The following is a 15,790-nucleotide window of genomic DNA, read 5'->3' on the forward strand; positions in this document are numbered from 1 at the left end:
AAAGCAGGTGAAAAAATGAATTTATCAGAGATAAAAAAAATACTGGAAGAAAACTTAAAAAAGGAATTTTCAGATGGGAGAAAGCGAAATATTATATTTTGGTATGATGAAGAGTCAGAGTTTGTAGAAGATATTAAAGATTTAGAACTAGAAAATGCCAAGGTCTTGCAGCTTAGTGACAACAATAGCTTTTATATAAAGTACCTATTAGAAAAACAAGATACGTGTTCAAACTATTTGATTTATTCACCTAATCCTAAACCCATGGCTAGAGAAAACTGGCTGTTAGATATTGAAAAATATAGTCAGGAATTTTCAACGGATAAAGCTACTGTTATTATGAGAGACTTGGGGGTTAAGGATGAAACTTTAAGATATGTATTTAAAAAATACATAAAATTCTTTGGAAATAAAGAAAGATATAAGAAATTTGCTTCCTATAATATTGAGGAGTTCACAGAAGAAAAAGTTAGTATAGCAGTTTTATCAGTTCTATGCAAATTACCGGTTCCAAATTTCGAATTAGTAATAAAAACTATACTCATGGAAGAGATAGAAGATGAAAACAAATATATAAAGGAAATTATAAACTTTGGCGATATAGATGTATTTTGGGATCTTGTTGGGAAAAAGTATGGATATCATTTGGAAGAAAGAAGTTTAGAACAATTGATAATCATGTTTTTAATAACAAATCTTAGTTATAATTTAGAAGCAAAGACCCCAGCTACATGGGAAAAATTTGTTTCTTCAAAGAAAGCAGATACTATAGTATTTATCAATCATTTCATGAATCATTCTGAGGATTGTGAAGTGTATGATGTGTTGGCTAATCAAGTAGAAAAAAAGTTGAACTTAAAAAATTATATAAGAAAGTGGGACCTAGAAGATTATATTTTATGTGATACATTTAAGGCATTTGATGAAGAAATTATAAATTGGCTTATTGTTAATTTGACTCAAAATGTTGGAGAGTACGAAAAGTATAGAAAGATTATTAATAGGAGAAGAACTACCCATTGGTTTAAGAAATTTAAAAATGAATATGAATCCGTATATTATGCTATGGAGATTTTAAGGCTAGTTGATGAGCTAAAAAAGAGCCTCAAAGGTGGGACTGCTTATGAGGTAATAGATAATTACACTAAAACATATTATTTATTTGATTACTTTTATAGAAAATTTTACTTAGCCTCGGATAGAATTGAGAATAAAGACAATTTCTCTAAACTTTTAGAAATCATTGAAAATACATATACCCATTGGTATTTAGAAGAACTTTCAATTAAATGGTCTCAAATTATTGAAGATGAATTGATTGACGATATAAGAATTAATGGATTAAATAAACAACAAGAATTTTATGATCAATATATTTTACCCCATATGCGCAATGAAGAAAGGGTTTTCGTCATTATTTCAGATGCATTTAGATATGAAGCTGCAAAGGAACTTACTGATATTTTAAATCGGGATAGACGAGGTAGGGCAGAACTTTTCTTTATGCAAGGTGTAATACCTTCGTATACAAAGTTGGGCATGGCTTCTTTGCTACCACATAAAAATATTGAAATGAATGATATAGGAGATGTTCTAGTAGACAATATAAACTCTGCTGGAACAGAGAATAGGCAAAAGATACTTTCTATGTATTCTGAAGATGTTGTTGCTATAAAGTACAATGATATGAAAGATATGAAAAGGCCTGAATATAAGGAAATATTTGAAGGAAAGAAGTTGGTTTATATATATCATAATGTTGTTGATGCAATTGGTGATAAACCCTCAACGGAAAGGGATGTTTTCGAGGCAGTTGAAAAAACTTTTGAGGATTTAAATAGCTTGATTAAGAATTTAATTAATAATGTAAGTGCTACTAATATTTATATTACAGCAGATCATGGATTTATTTATAGAAGGTCAAATTTAAAGGAATATGACAAAATCAGCAAAGCAGATGTAAAAGCAATTGATGAGGGAAGAAGATTCATCTTGACAGAAGAAAAGAAAGTTGAGCAAGGTGTATTGTCCATATCGATGAATTATTTGTTTGGAGAGGATACTAAATTAAATGCAATTATTCCAAAGGGAGTTACAAGGTTTAGGGTACAGGGTGCTGGAGAAAAATATGTTCATGGTGGAGCAGCACTACAAGAAATTGTGATACCTGTAATTAAGTTTAAGAATATCAGAAAAGATGAGTTCAAATCATCCAAGATAGAAGTGAAACTTACAAATATATCAAGGAAGATTACAAATAGGATTACATACTTAGAATTTTTCCAGACAGAAAAGATAGAGGACAAGAAAATACCTATAAATTTAAAGCTTTATTTTGTTGATGAAGAGGGAAATAGAATTTCTAACGAAAATATCATTATTGCAGATAGTAGATCATCTAAACCAGAAGAACGGACATTTAGAGAAAAGTTTACACTGAAAGATCAAGCTTATGATAAGTCTGAGAAATATTATTTAATTATGGAAGATGAAGACGAGATGGTAGAAAAAATCTATGCTAAAGTACCATTTATGATTGATTTGGCAATTATAAATGACTTTGGATTTTAGTAAAGATAAGTAGGTGAATTGAATGGAAAGTATTGATAAAGAAATAAGCCTAAACTTTAAACTTAATAACCATTTTGCTGGCCGTGTAGTAAGAAAGGATTTAACTAAGTTAATCAAAGAAGGTGCCAATGTACCCGTTTATGTATTGGAATACTTACTAGGAATGTATTGTGCTACTGATGATGAGGATAGTATAGAAGAGGGAGTTAAGAGAGTTAAAAAGATTTTGGCAGAAAATTATGTTAGACCTGACGAATCTGAGATAGTTAAATCTAAGATTAGGGAGATAGGACATTATTCTATTATTGATAAGGTAACAGTATCCTTGAATGATAAAAGAGATGTATATGAAGCCGAGTTTTCAAATTTAGGATTAAAGGGTGTACCTATATCATCTAATTATGTGAAAGAGTATGACAAGCTCCTAATGGGCGGTATTTGGTGTATTATGAAGATGGATTATTATTTTGATGAAGAAATAAAAGGACAAAGTCCTTTCCATATAAGCAATTTAAAACCAATTCAAATGCCCAATATGGATATAGAGGAGATATTTGAAGGAAGAAAGCATTTTACAAAAGATGAATGGATTGATGTATTGATAAGATCGACTGGTATGGAACCTACTCAATTAGAAGAGAGGGTGAAATGGCATCTTTTACTTAGACTAGTACCACTTGTGGAGAATAATTATAATGTCTGCGAACTAGGCCCTAGAGGTACTGGAAAATCTCATGTGTATAAGGAAATTTCTCCAAATAGTATTTTAGTTTCTGGTGGACAAACAACAGTTGCTAATTTATTTTATAATATGAGTACTAGAAAAATAGGTTTAGTTGGATTGTGGGATGTTGTAGCTTTTGATGAGGTTGCAGGTATAAAATTTAAGGATAATGATGGAATACAGATAATGAAAGATTATATGGCTTCTGGCTCTTTTGCTAGAGGCAAAGAAGAAAAAAATGCTTCTGCTTCTATGGTTTTTGTAGGAAATATTAATCAAAGTCTAGATAATTTAATAAAAACATCTCATCTATTTGCTCCATTTCCAGAGGACATGGCTAATGATAGTGCTTTCTTCGATAGAATGCACTACTATATTCCAGGTTGGGAAATTCCTAAGATGAGACCAGAATTTTTTACTGACCAATATGGTTTCATAGTAGATTATATGGCTGAATTCTTTAGAGAGATGAGAAAGAGATCCTTCTCTGATGCTTTAGATAAGTATTTTAAGCTCGGAAACAATTTGAATCAAAGGGATGTTATTGCTGTAAGAAAAACAGTTTCAGGATTGGTAAAGCTTATATATCCAAATGGTGAATATACTAAAAAAGATATTGAGGAAATACTTAAATTTGCCCTTGAGGGAAGAAGAAGAGTCAAAGAACAATTGAAGAAGATTGGTGGAATGGAATTTTATGATGTTCATTTTTCATATATAGATAAAGAAACTTTCGAGGAAGAATATGTATCAGTACCAGAACAAGGTGGTAGCAAACTTATACCAGAGGGACAAGGAAAACCAGGTCATGTATATACAGTTGGACATTCTGATTCTGGAATGATTGGCGTATATAAGTTAGAAAATGAAGTAGTGTCTGGTAGTGGAAAGTTTGATAAATCAGGAATTGGTGGTCATAGAGGAGCAAAAGAATCATTAGATACTGCTTTTAGATATTTTACTTCCAATGCTAAAAGTATTAGTTCTAATATTAGTATTAAGACTAAGGATTTTTTAATGCATATTTCTGATTTACAAGGTATTGGATTGACTAATGAACTTGCTATTGCTGAGATCATTGGACTTTGTTCAGGATCACTAAATAGACCAGTATTGGAAAGTTTAGTTGTTTTAGGTGATATGACTGTTGGAGGAACTATTGCCAAAATTGATGAGTTTGCAAATGTACTTCAAGTATGTGTGGATGCAGGAGCTAAGAAGGTACTCATACCAGTTACTTCAGTAGTTGATTATCAAACAGTACCTGTTGATTTAGTGATAAAAATTCAACCTATATTTTACTCAGATCCCATTGATGCAATATATAAAGCACTTGGAGCTGATTAGGAGGTGGCAAGGGGACGTTTTGATTGCCACCTATATGGATATACTTGCAAGATAGATAAAAACTATAATCAAAGGAGGAATTAAAATGGCAGATATTAAATATGAAATCATTGAAAATGTAGGTACCATCTCAGAATCATCAAAGGGCTGGACAAAGGAATTGAATCTTATAAGTTGGAACGATAGAGAAGCAAAATATGATTTAAGAGATTGGGCACCTGAGCATGAAAAAATGGCGAAGGGTATTACGTTAACAAAAGAAGAACTAAAGGCACTAAGGGATATATTAAATGATATGGATTTATAAAAAGGAATGGAAGTAAAATAGTTAGTTTTATTTTTGCTGGGAGCTGGTAATATGATTAAAGTAGTTATAAGAAAGAATTAAATAAGAGCTATTCTGAAAAAATAAATTGGGGGTATTTAGTATGAATGATGTCATTAGGACTTTAGAAGAAAGAGTATCACTTAGAAAATATAAAGATTTGCCTATCAAAGAAGAAGACTTAGATATTATAATTAAAAGTGCTACTAAAGCACCTACTGCAGGAAATATGCAACTGTATTCCATAATTGTCATAAAAGATGAAGAGACAAAGAAAAAATTAAGTATTACTTGTGATAATCAAAGCTTTATTTCAAAAGCACCAGTACAATTATTGTTTTTAGCTGATATGCAAAGATGGTTCGACTATTATGATTATTGCAATGTGAAAAAGATGTGTAAAGAGAAAAATATAGAATATAATGGTCCAGAAGAGGCCGATTTGTTTTTAGCTTGTTGCGATGCGTTAATTGCTGCTCAGAATGCTGTGATAGCTGCTGAATTTTTGGGTATAGGTTCTTGTTATATTGGAGATATAATGGAAAATTATGAGGTTCATAGGGAAATATTTAATTTACCAAAATGGACTTTTCCAGTAGCGCTTTTAGCAATGGGGTATTATCCAGATGATTTTGAAAGGATTCATAGAGAAAGATTTGATAAAAAGTATATAGTATTCAATGAAAAGTATAGAAGACTTGAAAATCAAGAGTTTAAAGAAATGTTTAAGAATAGAGGGAATATGGATTATGAAAAACTTGGGGTAGAGAATTTTGGACAGTTTATGTATTTGAAGAAAACAGGAGCAGATTTTTCTGTGGAAATGGCAAGATCCGTTAAAAAAGCGTTAGAAAACTGGAAAGGCGAAAATATATAAATTATAAATTTTAGTTGGGAGATGATTTTATGCCAAGTAGAGAAGAAGCTTACGAATTGTTCACGAAGTACAATAAAAGTGAGAGTTTGCTAAAACATGGTTTAGCTGTTGAGGCAGTGATGCTGTATTTTGCAGAGATCTTTGGAGAAGAAGATAAAGAAAAATGGGGAATTATTGGTTTGATACATGACTTAGACTATGAAATGTATCCTGAAGAACATTGCAAAAAGACAAGAGAGATATTGACTGAAGAGAACTGGCCAGAAGATTATATACATGGAATAGTAAGTCATGGTTGGAAGATTTGTTCTGATGAAGAACCTAAAGAGAGAATGGAAAAGGTATTGTATACTATTGACGAATTGACAGGGCTTATAACTGCTGTAGCATTAGTTCGTCCAAGTAAGAGCGTACTTGATATGAAAGTGAAATCTGTAAAGAAAAAGTGGAAAGATAAAAGTTTTGCAGCAGGAGTTAATAGACAAGTCATTGAGGAAGGAGCGGAAATGCTTGGTATGAGTTTAGATGAGATCATTGAAGAGACGATAAAGGGAATGCAAAACGTAGCAGAAGAAATAGGATTAGGTGGCATGGGGACGTTTTGATTGCCACCAATCTAATGATATAACAAAGTATGAAAGTATTGAGGCGATTCTATGAGTTCTAAGAAAAGGGTATTTACTATATATGGAATTTTTGCAATTTTAATCATTGGTATATTTATATTTTTATTTAATCATACGACAAAAATAGTATTACTAGATGTTGAAGGATATACTCCTATTAAAAATGATCCACTAGCAAGAGAATTTGCGCCTTCAATAATAGCACAAGCAGAGGAAGATGAACCTATAGGACTTTATTATAGGGCAGCAAAAGATGAATTTGGAAATACATATATTGCATATCATTTTTTGTGGGAAAAAGAAGTTAATAATAATAAAGGAATTAAACCTTTTCTAAATAGAATTTTATATACAGGCGGACTAAAACTTCAATCAAAAATTTTTGGAAAGGGAGATATTGAAGTTATAGAAGTAAAGTTGAACGCAAATGATGAAATAGTACAAGTTACCTATGAAATTCCTGAAGACTATGATGAGAATGATTTTTCAGTTAAGCACGAAACAATTGTTAAAAATGACAATATCTCATATCCACTAAAATTTAAAGTGGCTTCTTGGAATCATCTATTTGAATATGTAGATGGGAAAAATGAAATTTCTTCTGATTACAAAGAATACAAATTAGTTCCTAATTATTTTGCAGATGAATTGTGGAATGAATATGAAATGGTTAAGGAAAAGGAAAAAATATTAAAAAAAAGTAGGGCTCATTTTGAGTATGAAAGGATTAGTTATTGAGGTGGCATAGGGACACTTTGATTGACACTATAGAAAAGGAGTATGTTTATGAGGAACAAAATTGAGCTAAACAAAGAAAAGAAAGATGAAATGATTAGATTGATTAAAGATTATTTTTTAAAAGAAAGAGATGAAGATTTAGGAGATTTGGCTGCAGAACTAATTTTAGATTTTTTTGTAGAGAATATAGCTCCAGAGTTTTATAATCAAGGAGTTTATGATTCATATGTTTTCATTAAAGATAAAGCTGAAGATTTATTTGCAATACAAAGGTAAAGAATTATATATGTTAATTAGCTATGAGACTGTATAAAATTATTAGTGATACCCACTTTCTATATTTGAAGGTGGGTTTTGTATGTCACAAAATCATACTTACTTCCGTTATAGAGGTGAAAGCACATATTAATTTAACGAAGGGAGAGATGAGATGAAGGCAAGTGATCTTGACAATATTTTTGCTACAGGCGGAGAATATGAGCTTCGATGTGCCATAGAGCTATACGGTCAATCGCTTCTAAGATATTGTCACAATATACTTTGTGATTATTTTGAAGCTCAAGACGCTGTACAAGTCACATTTATCAAAGCCTATAACAAAAGAAATAATTTTGAAAGTGGAACATCCTTGTCGGCGTGGCTATATCGTATTGCATATACTACGTGTATAGACTTACTTAGAAAGAAAAAATTGTTGTTTTTTATGCCCCAAACAGGTATGAATTCTACAAAACAGGAAAATGAATATTCAAGCTACATAAGTGATGATTTAAAAAAAGCTCTTTTAACTTTATCTCCGTCGGACAGGGCACTAGTGTTTAGTAGGGTAATAGATGAAAAAAGCTATGGAGAATTGGAAGATATCTATCATGTATCAGCTAGTACATTGCGGAAACGCTATGAAAGAGCAAAAAAGAAATTGTCAGATGAATTGCAAAAAACAAATTCCTATAATGAAGGATTGGGGGGTATAAAATGAAATTTGATCATGATGAAACAATTATAAAAAATGCACTTGATACTATCGAGACACCTGAATATGACATTGTATCAAATGTGGAAAGAAAGATAAGAAAACAGAAAACTCCTATGAAGTTTAAAAGATCAGTTTCTGTTGCAATAGTTTGTATATGCTTGATGGTTTCAGTTGGCGTAATGGCAGTGACTATTCCAAGTTTCAACAAGCTTTTATCTATTGTTAGTCCTGATATAGCATTGATGCTACAGCCTATAGAGGCTAGTTGTGAAGACAATGGAATCAAGATGGAAGTATTAGGAGCTATGAATGATGATGAGATGGCTGTTATTTATATTACGATGAAAGATTTGGTAGGAGATAGAATTGATGAAACCTTAGATATTTATGATTACAATTTGACGGGGACAAATATATCTAATTGTCAAATAGTTCACTATGATGAAACAACTAAAACTGCAACTTTACGTATGCGAGCTAATGGTGGGAAAAAACTAAACGGTAAAAAAGCAAGTTTTCAAGTTGAATCTTTTCTTGTTGATAAGTTGACATTTGATGGAGTTGAGACTGGCATCGATCTTTTAGATATAAATGAAGTTGAAGATTCACAGACAATTTCTCTAGACATGAACAATGATGTCTTAGGTGGAGGGGGCGAATTGTTTGAGGAGTTTGAAACACAGGGCATAATAGGGATCCTAAAGCCAGATCAAATGAAAATAACACTACCTGAAATAGATTTTATGTATATATCAAATATTGGTTATATTGATGGTCGCCTCCACATACAAACTAAGTGGGTTGGAGATGGCATTGATGATCATGGATATTTCTATTTTGTCGATGCTTTGGGTAATAGGATTGACAAGAATCCAGATAGTATTTACTTTGGAGTAGATGATTTAGGCAATACCAAATGGGGACGTAATTATATAGAATATATCTTTGATGTAGACGATATAAATCTTCATGATTTGAAACTTATGGGCTATTTTGTATCTCATGGCAATTATGTAACAGGAAATTGGAAAACAACATTTAAGCTTAAATCTGTTGGAGAAGAAAAGAAAATTGATTGCAATATAAAAATGGATACTTTAAATGTAAATACTATTAAAGTATCGCTTTTAGGTATAACTCTAGTGTGCAATGGAGAAATTGATGAGTCTACAAGAATACCTATTAGTATCAATATGACTGATGGTAGTTCTCAAACATTTGACTGTGGAATTAGCTATAGTGACAATGGAGAAGTCAGAATAAAATATATACCTTCTTTACCACTGGATGTTTCAAAGGTTGAATCAGTGAATATAAATGGAACTGTGATAGATATTAATTGATAGATGCTGGATTTTATTGCTGCAGAATTGACTGTTGGTGTTTTGATTTGAGTATTAGTTTAGCTTTGAAATATATAGTTTTTTTGAACTATCTATAGTTGCTAAATAAATGTCTTTTATATCATTTATACCTTGGAAGCTCAACGGGTTTAGCAAAAAGTTTAAAATCTGTAGGAGTTGCTGGCCTGTTGGGTTCTTTTTTAATGATACTAAATTGTCCCTTTGGTTCTAAATGGAAGTATTTCATTAGATGCTAAATAGTAGAGTAGTATTTACTTACTATGGTATAGATAAAAGAAGAGAAGAACAAATTATTTTAGCTATAAAATTTATGAATAAAACAAAAGGACTTATTGATTTATTTGATAATCATTTACTTTTAGTATATATGTTTGATAAACTAAATTAGGAAAAAACATAGATGAATATGGAGATATTGAAAAAGAGTTACATGTTGAAAATATTATTTGAAGAGTTGTCAAAAAATCAATATTGCTAGGAGTTAGGAATGAAAAGATATATTATAAAAAGACTTCTAACTTCGGTTGTTACAATTTGGGTTCTGATAACATTAGTTTTCTTTATGGTTCGGTTAATACCAGGAGATCCTTTTACAAATGGAAAAATCAAACCAGAAATTGTTGAAAACATGATGGAATATTATGGCTTGAATAAGCCGTTGTTAGAACAATATAAGGTTTTTGTATTGAATTTATTGAAAGGGGATTTAGGATATTCCCTTAATTACATAGGAAGAACTGTTAACCAGATAATAATAGACTCTTTTCCTGTTTCAGCGGATTTAGGGATAAGAGCTTTGATATTTGCAATAATAGGTGGAATTTTATTGGGCGTTATTGCTGCTATTAATCATAATAAAATTTGGGATAACATTAGCGTTACTATTGCGATAGTTGGCATTTCTGTGCCTAGTTTTATACTAGGTGCATTAATTCAATATATATTTGCTTTAAAGTTTAGATGGTTTCCTGCAGCACAATGGAATAGTTTTTCTTCAACAATTTTGCCATCCTTTACACTAGGAATAGCAACCCTTGGGATGATAACAAGAATATTACGATCTAGCATGATAGAAATTCATAATAAGAACTATTTAATTGTTGCGAAATCAAAGGGATTATCAAAAAAACATATTTTATTTAAATATGAGCTTAGAAATGCAATTATTCCAGTTATTACGCTATTAGGCCCAACTACGGCAATGCTATTAACTGGAAGTTTTGTTGTGGAACAAATATTTGCAATTCCAGGATTGGGAAGACATTTTGTATTATCCATTCAAAATCTTGATTATTCACTAACCCTTGGATTGACAATATTTTATGGGACTATATTGATTTTAATGAATTTAATAGTAGATATATTATATGCCATTGTTGATCCTAGAATACGGTTAGAATAGTAGGTGTGAATTATGAATGTCACAAAAGAAAAATTTAGACCATCTACAGACATATATGAATCTATTGAGGAAACTAGAACAATAGAAGATATTTCAATTAAACATATTAAAAGTATGATTTTATCAAATAAAATTATGATGATTTCAATAATTATTTTAATAACATACATAGTTATGGCAATTGTAGGACCATTTTTAATACCTTATGATTATAAAACTACGGATCTGTCCAATGTGAATAAATGGCCTAATAGTGAACATTGGTTTGGGACAGATGAACTTGGTAGAGATTTATGGCAAAGAACGTGGGTTGGAGCAAGAGTTTCTATTTTTATTGGCATTATATCTGGTTTAATACAAACCATTGTTGGCGCATTTGTTGGAGGAATGTCAGGACTTCTTGGGGGTAAGGTGGATAATATCATAATGAGGTGTTTGGACATAATTAGTGCGATTCCTTATACAATTATTACAATTTTGATTATGGTTGTTATGGGATCGGGGATAATTTCACTTATTATTGCGATATCTATTACAAGTTGGATTGATATGGCTCGATTGGTTCGCGGTCAGATTATACAACTTAAAAATCTTGAATATATTATGTCGGCTAAATTGATGGGTGCGAGCAATTTATGGATATTATTCAAGCATCTTTTACCGAATTGTATTTGGATTATTATTATACAGCTTACGATATCTATTCCAGAAGCAATATTTTCTGAAGCATATCTTAGCTTTTTAGGAATAGGAATAAAGCCACCAATGGCAAGCTGGGGATTGCTTGCAAATTTAGGTATAAAACATATAAGAACTCATCCATATCAATTGGTAATACCAGGTATATTAATCAGTGTGTTTATTTTGGCTATGAATATTCTTGGAGATGGTTTTCGTGATGCTTTTGATCCAACATTGAATACAGTAAAGGACAGGAAATAATGATGAGAAAAGAAAAGTTATTAGAGATAAATAATTTAGAGGTATCATTTCTTACAGACTTTGGCAAAGTAAATGCAGTCAGAGGCATAAGTTTCAATGTTTCTACGGGAGAAACTTTAGGTATTGTGGGAGAATCAGGATGTGGCAAAAGTGTTACTGCTTTATCTATTTTAAAATTGTTAGAGCCAAGTAGTGCTGAAATTGAAGGAAAAATAGCATATAATCAGATGAATATTACAAATTTTACAGATAGTGAAATGGAGAAAATACGTGGTGCAGAAATTAGCATGGTATTTCAAGATCCAATGTCTTCTTTGAATCCTACGATGAAAATAGGACATCAACTTTTTGATACTCTAATAAAGCATGAAAAAAGTTCTCGAAAAGAAGCAAAAAAGACTGTTTTAAAAATGTTGGAATCAGTAGGAATAAATGATGTTGAAACAGTTTTTAATAAATATCCTCATGAATTGAGTGGAGGAATGCAACAGAGAATAATGATAGGGATTGCTTTAATTTGTAAACCTAAGTTGCTTATTGCTGATGAGCCTACTACTTCATTGGATGTAACTATACAAGCACAATTATTGTCTTTAATGAAAGATTTGAAAAATAAATTGAATACATCAATAATTCTAATCACACATGATTTGGGGGTTGTTGCTAACATGGCAGATAGAATTTTGGTAATGTATGCAGGAAAAATTGTTGAAAGTGGAACAGTTGAAGATATTTTTTATCATCCCAAACATCCATATACAGTAGCTTTGTTAGGTGCAATACCGAGAATGGATTTAGGTTTTAATCAAAAGCTGTTAGAAATTAAAGGATATCCACCAGACTTAATTGATATGAAACCTGGGTGTGCATTTGCTAAAAGATGTATGTATTCTATGGTTATTTGTGATGAAGCAGAACCTTTAGTATTTGAATGTGGTGATGAACATTTTGTATCTTGTTGGCTACAGCATGAGTACTCGCCCAAAATAGAAAAATATAATTCATAAGAGGTTATATTATGGTTAAAGAAAAGGTTATTGAGGTTGTAAAGCTAAAAAAATATTTCAAGGAACGCAATAAAAATGTATTAAAAGCGGTAGATGATATTAGTTTTACATTATATGAGGGTGAAGTACTTGGACTGATTGGAGAATCAGGATGTGGCAAATCTACAATTGCCCGAACAATTGTAGGATATTATAAGCCAACAGAAGGAAAAGTTTTATACAAAGGTCAAAATATTCACCAATTTAATAAAAAACAGCTTAAAAATTATACGAAGGAAGCACAGATGATTTTTCAAGATCCTTCTAATTCACTTGATCCCAGGATGAGAATTGTAGATATAGTTGGAGAAGGCATTGATATTCATAGGATAGCTTCTGGGGATGAAAGGTTAGATAGAATTTATAAAGTATTAAATGATGTGGGATTAAATAGAAGTTTAATTTATCGATTTCCACATGAATTTAGTGGTGGTCAAAAACAAAGGATTAGTATAGCAAGGGCTTTAGCATTAGAGCCACGATTTTTAATATGTGATGAACCTATATCAGCATTGGATGTTTCGATTCGAGTACAGATTGTTAATTTATTGAAAAGGCTTCAAAAAAACTACAAATTGACATATTTATTTATAACGCATGATTTAAGTACTTTAAAATATATTGCAAATAGAGTTGCTATCATGTACAGAGGTAGTATTTTAGAAATAGCAACTACAGAGGATATCTATCGAAATCCTTTACATCCATATACAAAAGTTTTATTATCATCAATTCCTATTCCTGATCCAGATGTAGAAAAAAATAGGTATATAGAAATTTTGGGAAATAGAAAATTTCAAAAGATGTCTGAAGGCGGATGTAAATTTAGAGGGCTGTGCAAGTATTCAAAAAAAATATGCTTCGAAATCGAACCATGTTTTAATGAAATTGATAGCAATCATTTTGTTAGATGTCATTTATATTAATTTGCATCATGTGGTAATTCTCAAATTAATATGTTTAAGGATAAAGTTTATCTAATAAAACATTTTAATTTGGTTTAAATTACAAATTCTAATGCACAAGTATTTAAGGAGGGATGAAACAGTATTTTAAAGCAAAAAATAAGCCAATATTTAAAGCAAAGAAAGGATGATAAAATGAAAAAAATATTGAAGAAGATAATTCCTTTATTACTTGTACTTTCATTTATGTTAGCAGGGTGTACTACAGGTACAACTAAATCATCTACTGAAGAAAGTACTAGCAATGAACAAGTAGCAGAACAGGGAAATAAGAAAGTATTTAGATATGCTGAAGAAGCTGAACCAACAATACTTGATCCTCATAAAAGTTTCAATCCGATTTCATTAGACATAACTTATGCGGTGTATGAAGGGCTAACTCGTGTATATGATGGAGAAGTATTACCAGGGATGGCTGAAAGTTGGGATGTATCCGAAGATGGATTAACTTATACATTTCATTTAAGGGATGCTAAATGGAGTGATGGGGAACCTGTAACCGCTGAAGATTTTACATATAGTTTTGAAAGATTATTCAATCCTGATACACTTTCTGATTATGGAAATTTCGCTGTTTACTTTGAAGGTGGAGAAGATTATTGGGAAGGTAAAACTACTGATTTTTCAACTGTTGGTGTTAAAGCACTAGATGACAAAACTTTGGAATGTAAATTAGTTGTTCCTAAAAAGTATTTTTTAAATCTTATGGGATTTGGAGCTTTCCATCCAGTTCGACAAGATTATATTGAAAAATATGGTGAAAGCTATGGCTCAGATCCGGAAAAAGCGGTGTATAATGGACCCTTTATCTTAAAAGAATGGAAGCATGAAGAAAGTTTATTAGAAGTTAAAAATGATGATTATTGGGACAAAGACAATATTCATTTAGATGAAGTTCAAATTTCTATTGTTAATAATCCTGCAACAAGAGTAAATATGTATGAAACGGATGAATTAGATTTTACTCAATTGACAAAAACTGACATTCCTTCATATGAGAAAGGAAGTAAGGTGAATATTCAACCAAATTCTTCGATTTATTGGTTACAATATCAAGTAAATCATAAAGATCCCAAAAAAGCAGCTTTCTTAGGAAACAAGAATTTTAGAAAAGCTTTAGGATGGGCAATTGATAGACGAGCTATTGCTGATAGTGTCTTAGCAGATGGTTCTTTACCTGCTACTAGATTGGTACCAGCAACTATTCAGGGTTTAAATAAAAAACATGCTGAAGAATATTCAATAGGGGAAGAATATTTCCCAACAACAGCAAATATTGAAAAAGCTAATGAATATTTAGATTTAGCACTTCAAGAAATAGGCAAAAAGAAAGAAGAAATGCCTACTTTTGAAATTCTCGTTGATGATTCAGAATCAGCAAGATTGATAACTGAAGCCATACAAGATATGTTTGATAAAAATTTAGGTGTTAAAATGGAAATAAAAGCGGTAACATCAAGTCAAAAATGGGATGAGATGGGAAACAATAATTTTGATATTATGTATGCTGGATTTGGCCCTGATTTTAATGATCCAGTAAATTATTTGGATACATGGACATTAGACGGTGGTTATAATGTAATGGGATGGGAAAATAAAGAATATGAAGAATTAGTTAGGTTTATAAATACAACCAATGATAATCAAGCAAGGGCTGATGCAATAGATAAAGCGGAAAAAATCTTCCTTGATGAAGTTGTATTCAATCCTATTTTCTTTGGAACAGCTGTTTATACACAAAAAGATACAGTGAAAGGTTTACTAAGGGATTCCACGGGTATGGATATAAACTATATTTATGTTGATATAGTGAATGAATAATTATAATAAAAGCTTTTGACGACACAAGTCAAAAGCTTTTATTTGATTTACACCTATATTATATTA

General features: G+C 31.0%; 15 protein-coding genes. All 15 read left to right on the forward strand.

What is annotated here, in order from left to right:
• Positions 1–15: 15 nt before the first annotated feature.
• The 15 genes from pglZ to BUA21_RS06025 all read left to right on the forward strand — a co-directional run bounded on the left by pglZ (position 16) and on the right by BUA21_RS06025 (position 15,724).
• Positions 16–2,571: a BREX-1 system phosphatase PglZ type A gene (gene pglZ, locus BUA21_RS05960; protein WP_072743897.1), complete on the forward strand. Its 2,556-nt coding sequence runs from the start codon at positions 16–18 to the stop codon at positions 2,569–2,571.
• Between the two features lie 22 nt (positions 2,572–2,593).
• Positions 2,594–4,642 carry a protease Lon-related BREX system protein BrxL gene (gene brxL / locus BUA21_RS05965; RefSeq protein WP_072743898.1) on the forward strand — a complete coding sequence of 683 codons (2,049 nt, stop codon included), beginning with the start codon at positions 2,594–2,596 and terminating at the stop codon, positions 4,640–4,642.
• An 85-nt stretch (positions 4,643–4,727) separates the two neighbouring features.
• On the forward strand, positions 4,728–4,949 hold the full coding sequence (locus BUA21_RS05970; RefSeq protein WP_072743899.1) for a YdbC family protein: 222 nt from the start codon (positions 4,728–4,730) through the stop codon (positions 4,947–4,949).
• A 121-nt stretch (positions 4,950–5,070) separates the two neighbouring features.
• Entirely contained in the window at positions 5,071–5,844 is a 774-nt protein-coding gene (locus tag BUA21_RS05975; RefSeq protein WP_072743900.1) for a nitroreductase family protein, read from the forward strand.
• A gap of 29 nt (positions 5,845–5,873) precedes the next feature.
• A complete protein-coding gene (locus BUA21_RS05980) occupies positions 5,874–6,449 on the forward strand; it encodes an HD domain-containing protein (protein WP_072743901.1) in 576 nt (191 codons plus the stop codon).
• A gap of 51 nt (positions 6,450–6,500) precedes the next feature.
• Positions 6,501–7,208 carry a hypothetical protein gene (locus tag BUA21_RS05985; protein WP_072743902.1) on the forward strand — a complete coding sequence of 236 codons (708 nt, stop codon included), beginning with the start codon at positions 6,501–6,503 and terminating at the stop codon, positions 7,206–7,208.
• A gap of 48 nt (positions 7,209–7,256) precedes the next feature.
• Positions 7,257–7,484 (forward strand): DUF2164 domain-containing protein, encoded by a 228-nt coding sequence (locus BUA21_RS05990; protein WP_072743903.1) that lies wholly within the window; start codon positions 7,257–7,259, stop codon positions 7,482–7,484.
• A 154-nt stretch (positions 7,485–7,638) separates the two neighbouring features.
• A complete protein-coding gene (locus BUA21_RS05995) occupies positions 7,639–8,187 on the forward strand; it encodes an RNA polymerase sigma factor (protein WP_072743904.1) in 549 nt (182 codons plus the stop codon).
• On the forward strand, positions 8,184–9,527 hold the full coding sequence (locus BUA21_RS06000; RefSeq protein WP_072743905.1) for a DUF4179 domain-containing protein: 1,344 nt from the start codon (positions 8,184–8,186) through the stop codon (positions 9,525–9,527). Before BUA21_RS05995 ends, BUA21_RS06000 begins: the two co-directional genes overlap by 4 nt.
• Positions 9,528–9,777: 250 nt before the next feature.
• Positions 9,778–9,936 carry a hypothetical protein gene (locus BUA21_RS14685; protein ID WP_158281600.1) on the forward strand — a complete coding sequence of 53 codons (159 nt, stop codon included), beginning with the start codon at positions 9,778–9,780 and terminating at the stop codon, positions 9,934–9,936.
• Positions 9,937–10,035: 99 nt separating this feature from the next.
• Positions 10,036–10,950, forward strand: coding sequence for an ABC transporter permease (locus tag BUA21_RS06005; protein WP_072743906.1), 915 nt, complete (start codon positions 10,036–10,038; stop codon positions 10,948–10,950).
• A gap of 12 nt (positions 10,951–10,962) precedes the next feature.
• A complete protein-coding gene (locus BUA21_RS06010; RefSeq protein ID WP_072743907.1) occupies positions 10,963–11,892 on the forward strand; it encodes an ABC transporter permease in 930 nt (309 codons plus the stop codon).
• Positions 11,893–11,894: 2 nt separating this feature from the next.
• A complete protein-coding gene (locus BUA21_RS06015) occupies positions 11,895–12,899 on the forward strand; it encodes an ABC transporter ATP-binding protein (RefSeq protein ID WP_199229050.1) in 1,005 nt (334 codons plus the stop codon).
• 11 nt (positions 12,900–12,910) lie between these two features.
• The gene (locus BUA21_RS06020) at positions 12,911–13,864 is read left to right on the forward strand and encodes an ABC transporter ATP-binding protein (protein ID WP_072743909.1); all 954 of its coding nucleotides are present in this window, start codon (positions 12,911–12,913) and stop codon (positions 13,862–13,864) included.
• Positions 13,865–14,038: 174 nt separating this feature from the next.
• Entirely contained in the window at positions 14,039–15,724 is a 1,686-nt protein-coding gene (locus BUA21_RS06025; RefSeq protein WP_084604179.1) for a peptide ABC transporter substrate-binding protein, read from the forward strand.
• Positions 15,725–15,790 lie beyond the last annotated feature (66 nt).

It is taken from the genome of Sporanaerobacter acetigenes DSM 13106, assembly GCF_900130025.1.
Lineage (GTDB): Bacteria > Bacillota > Clostridia > Tissierellales > Sporanaerobacteraceae > Sporanaerobacter > Sporanaerobacter acetigenes.

What these genes read in the sequence shown, in the direction of transcription:
- brxL (WP_072743898.1), top strand. Translation starts at nt 2,594, where the DNA reads ATGGAAAGTATTGATAAAGAAATAAGCCTAAACTTTAAACTTAATAAC.
- BUA21_RS05980 (WP_072743901.1), top strand. Translation starts at nt 5,874, where the DNA reads ATGCCAAGTAGAGAAGAAGCTTACGAATTGTTCACGAAGTACAATAAA.
- BUA21_RS06005 (WP_072743906.1), top strand. Translation starts at nt 10,036, where the DNA reads ATGAAAAGATATATTATAAAAAGACTTCTAACTTCGGTTGTTACAATT.
- BUA21_RS06015 (WP_199229050.1), top strand. Translation starts at nt 11,895, where the DNA reads ATGAGAAAAGAAAAGTTATTAGAGATAAATAATTTAGAGGTATCATTT.
- BUA21_RS05985 (WP_072743902.1), top strand. Translation starts at nt 6,501, where the DNA reads ATGAGTTCTAAGAAAAGGGTATTTACTATATATGGAATTTTTGCAATT.
- pglZ (WP_072743897.1), top strand. Translation starts at nt 16, where the DNA reads ATGAATTTATCAGAGATAAAAAAAATACTGGAAGAAAACTTAAAAAAG.
- BUA21_RS06025 (WP_084604179.1), top strand. Translation starts at nt 14,039, where the DNA reads ATGAAAAAAATATTGAAGAAGATAATTCCTTTATTACTTGTACTTTCA.
- BUA21_RS14685 (WP_158281600.1), top strand. Translation starts at nt 9,778, where the DNA reads ATGCTAAATAGTAGAGTAGTATTTACTTACTATGGTATAGATAAAAGA.
- BUA21_RS06020 (WP_072743909.1), top strand. Translation starts at nt 12,911, where the DNA reads ATGGTTAAAGAAAAGGTTATTGAGGTTGTAAAGCTAAAAAAATATTTC.
- BUA21_RS06000 (WP_072743905.1), top strand. Translation starts at nt 8,184, where the DNA reads ATGAAATTTGATCATGATGAAACAATTATAAAAAATGCACTTGATACT.
- BUA21_RS05975 (WP_072743900.1), top strand. Translation starts at nt 5,071, where the DNA reads ATGAATGATGTCATTAGGACTTTAGAAGAAAGAGTATCACTTAGAAAA.
- BUA21_RS05995 (WP_072743904.1), top strand. Translation starts at nt 7,639, where the DNA reads ATGAAGGCAAGTGATCTTGACAATATTTTTGCTACAGGCGGAGAATAT.
- BUA21_RS05970 (WP_072743899.1), top strand. Translation starts at nt 4,728, where the DNA reads ATGGCAGATATTAAATATGAAATCATTGAAAATGTAGGTACCATCTCA.
- BUA21_RS05990 (WP_072743903.1), top strand. Translation starts at nt 7,257, where the DNA reads ATGAGGAACAAAATTGAGCTAAACAAAGAAAAGAAAGATGAAATGATT.
- BUA21_RS06010 (WP_072743907.1), top strand. Translation starts at nt 10,963, where the DNA reads ATGAATGTCACAAAAGAAAAATTTAGACCATCTACAGACATATATGAA.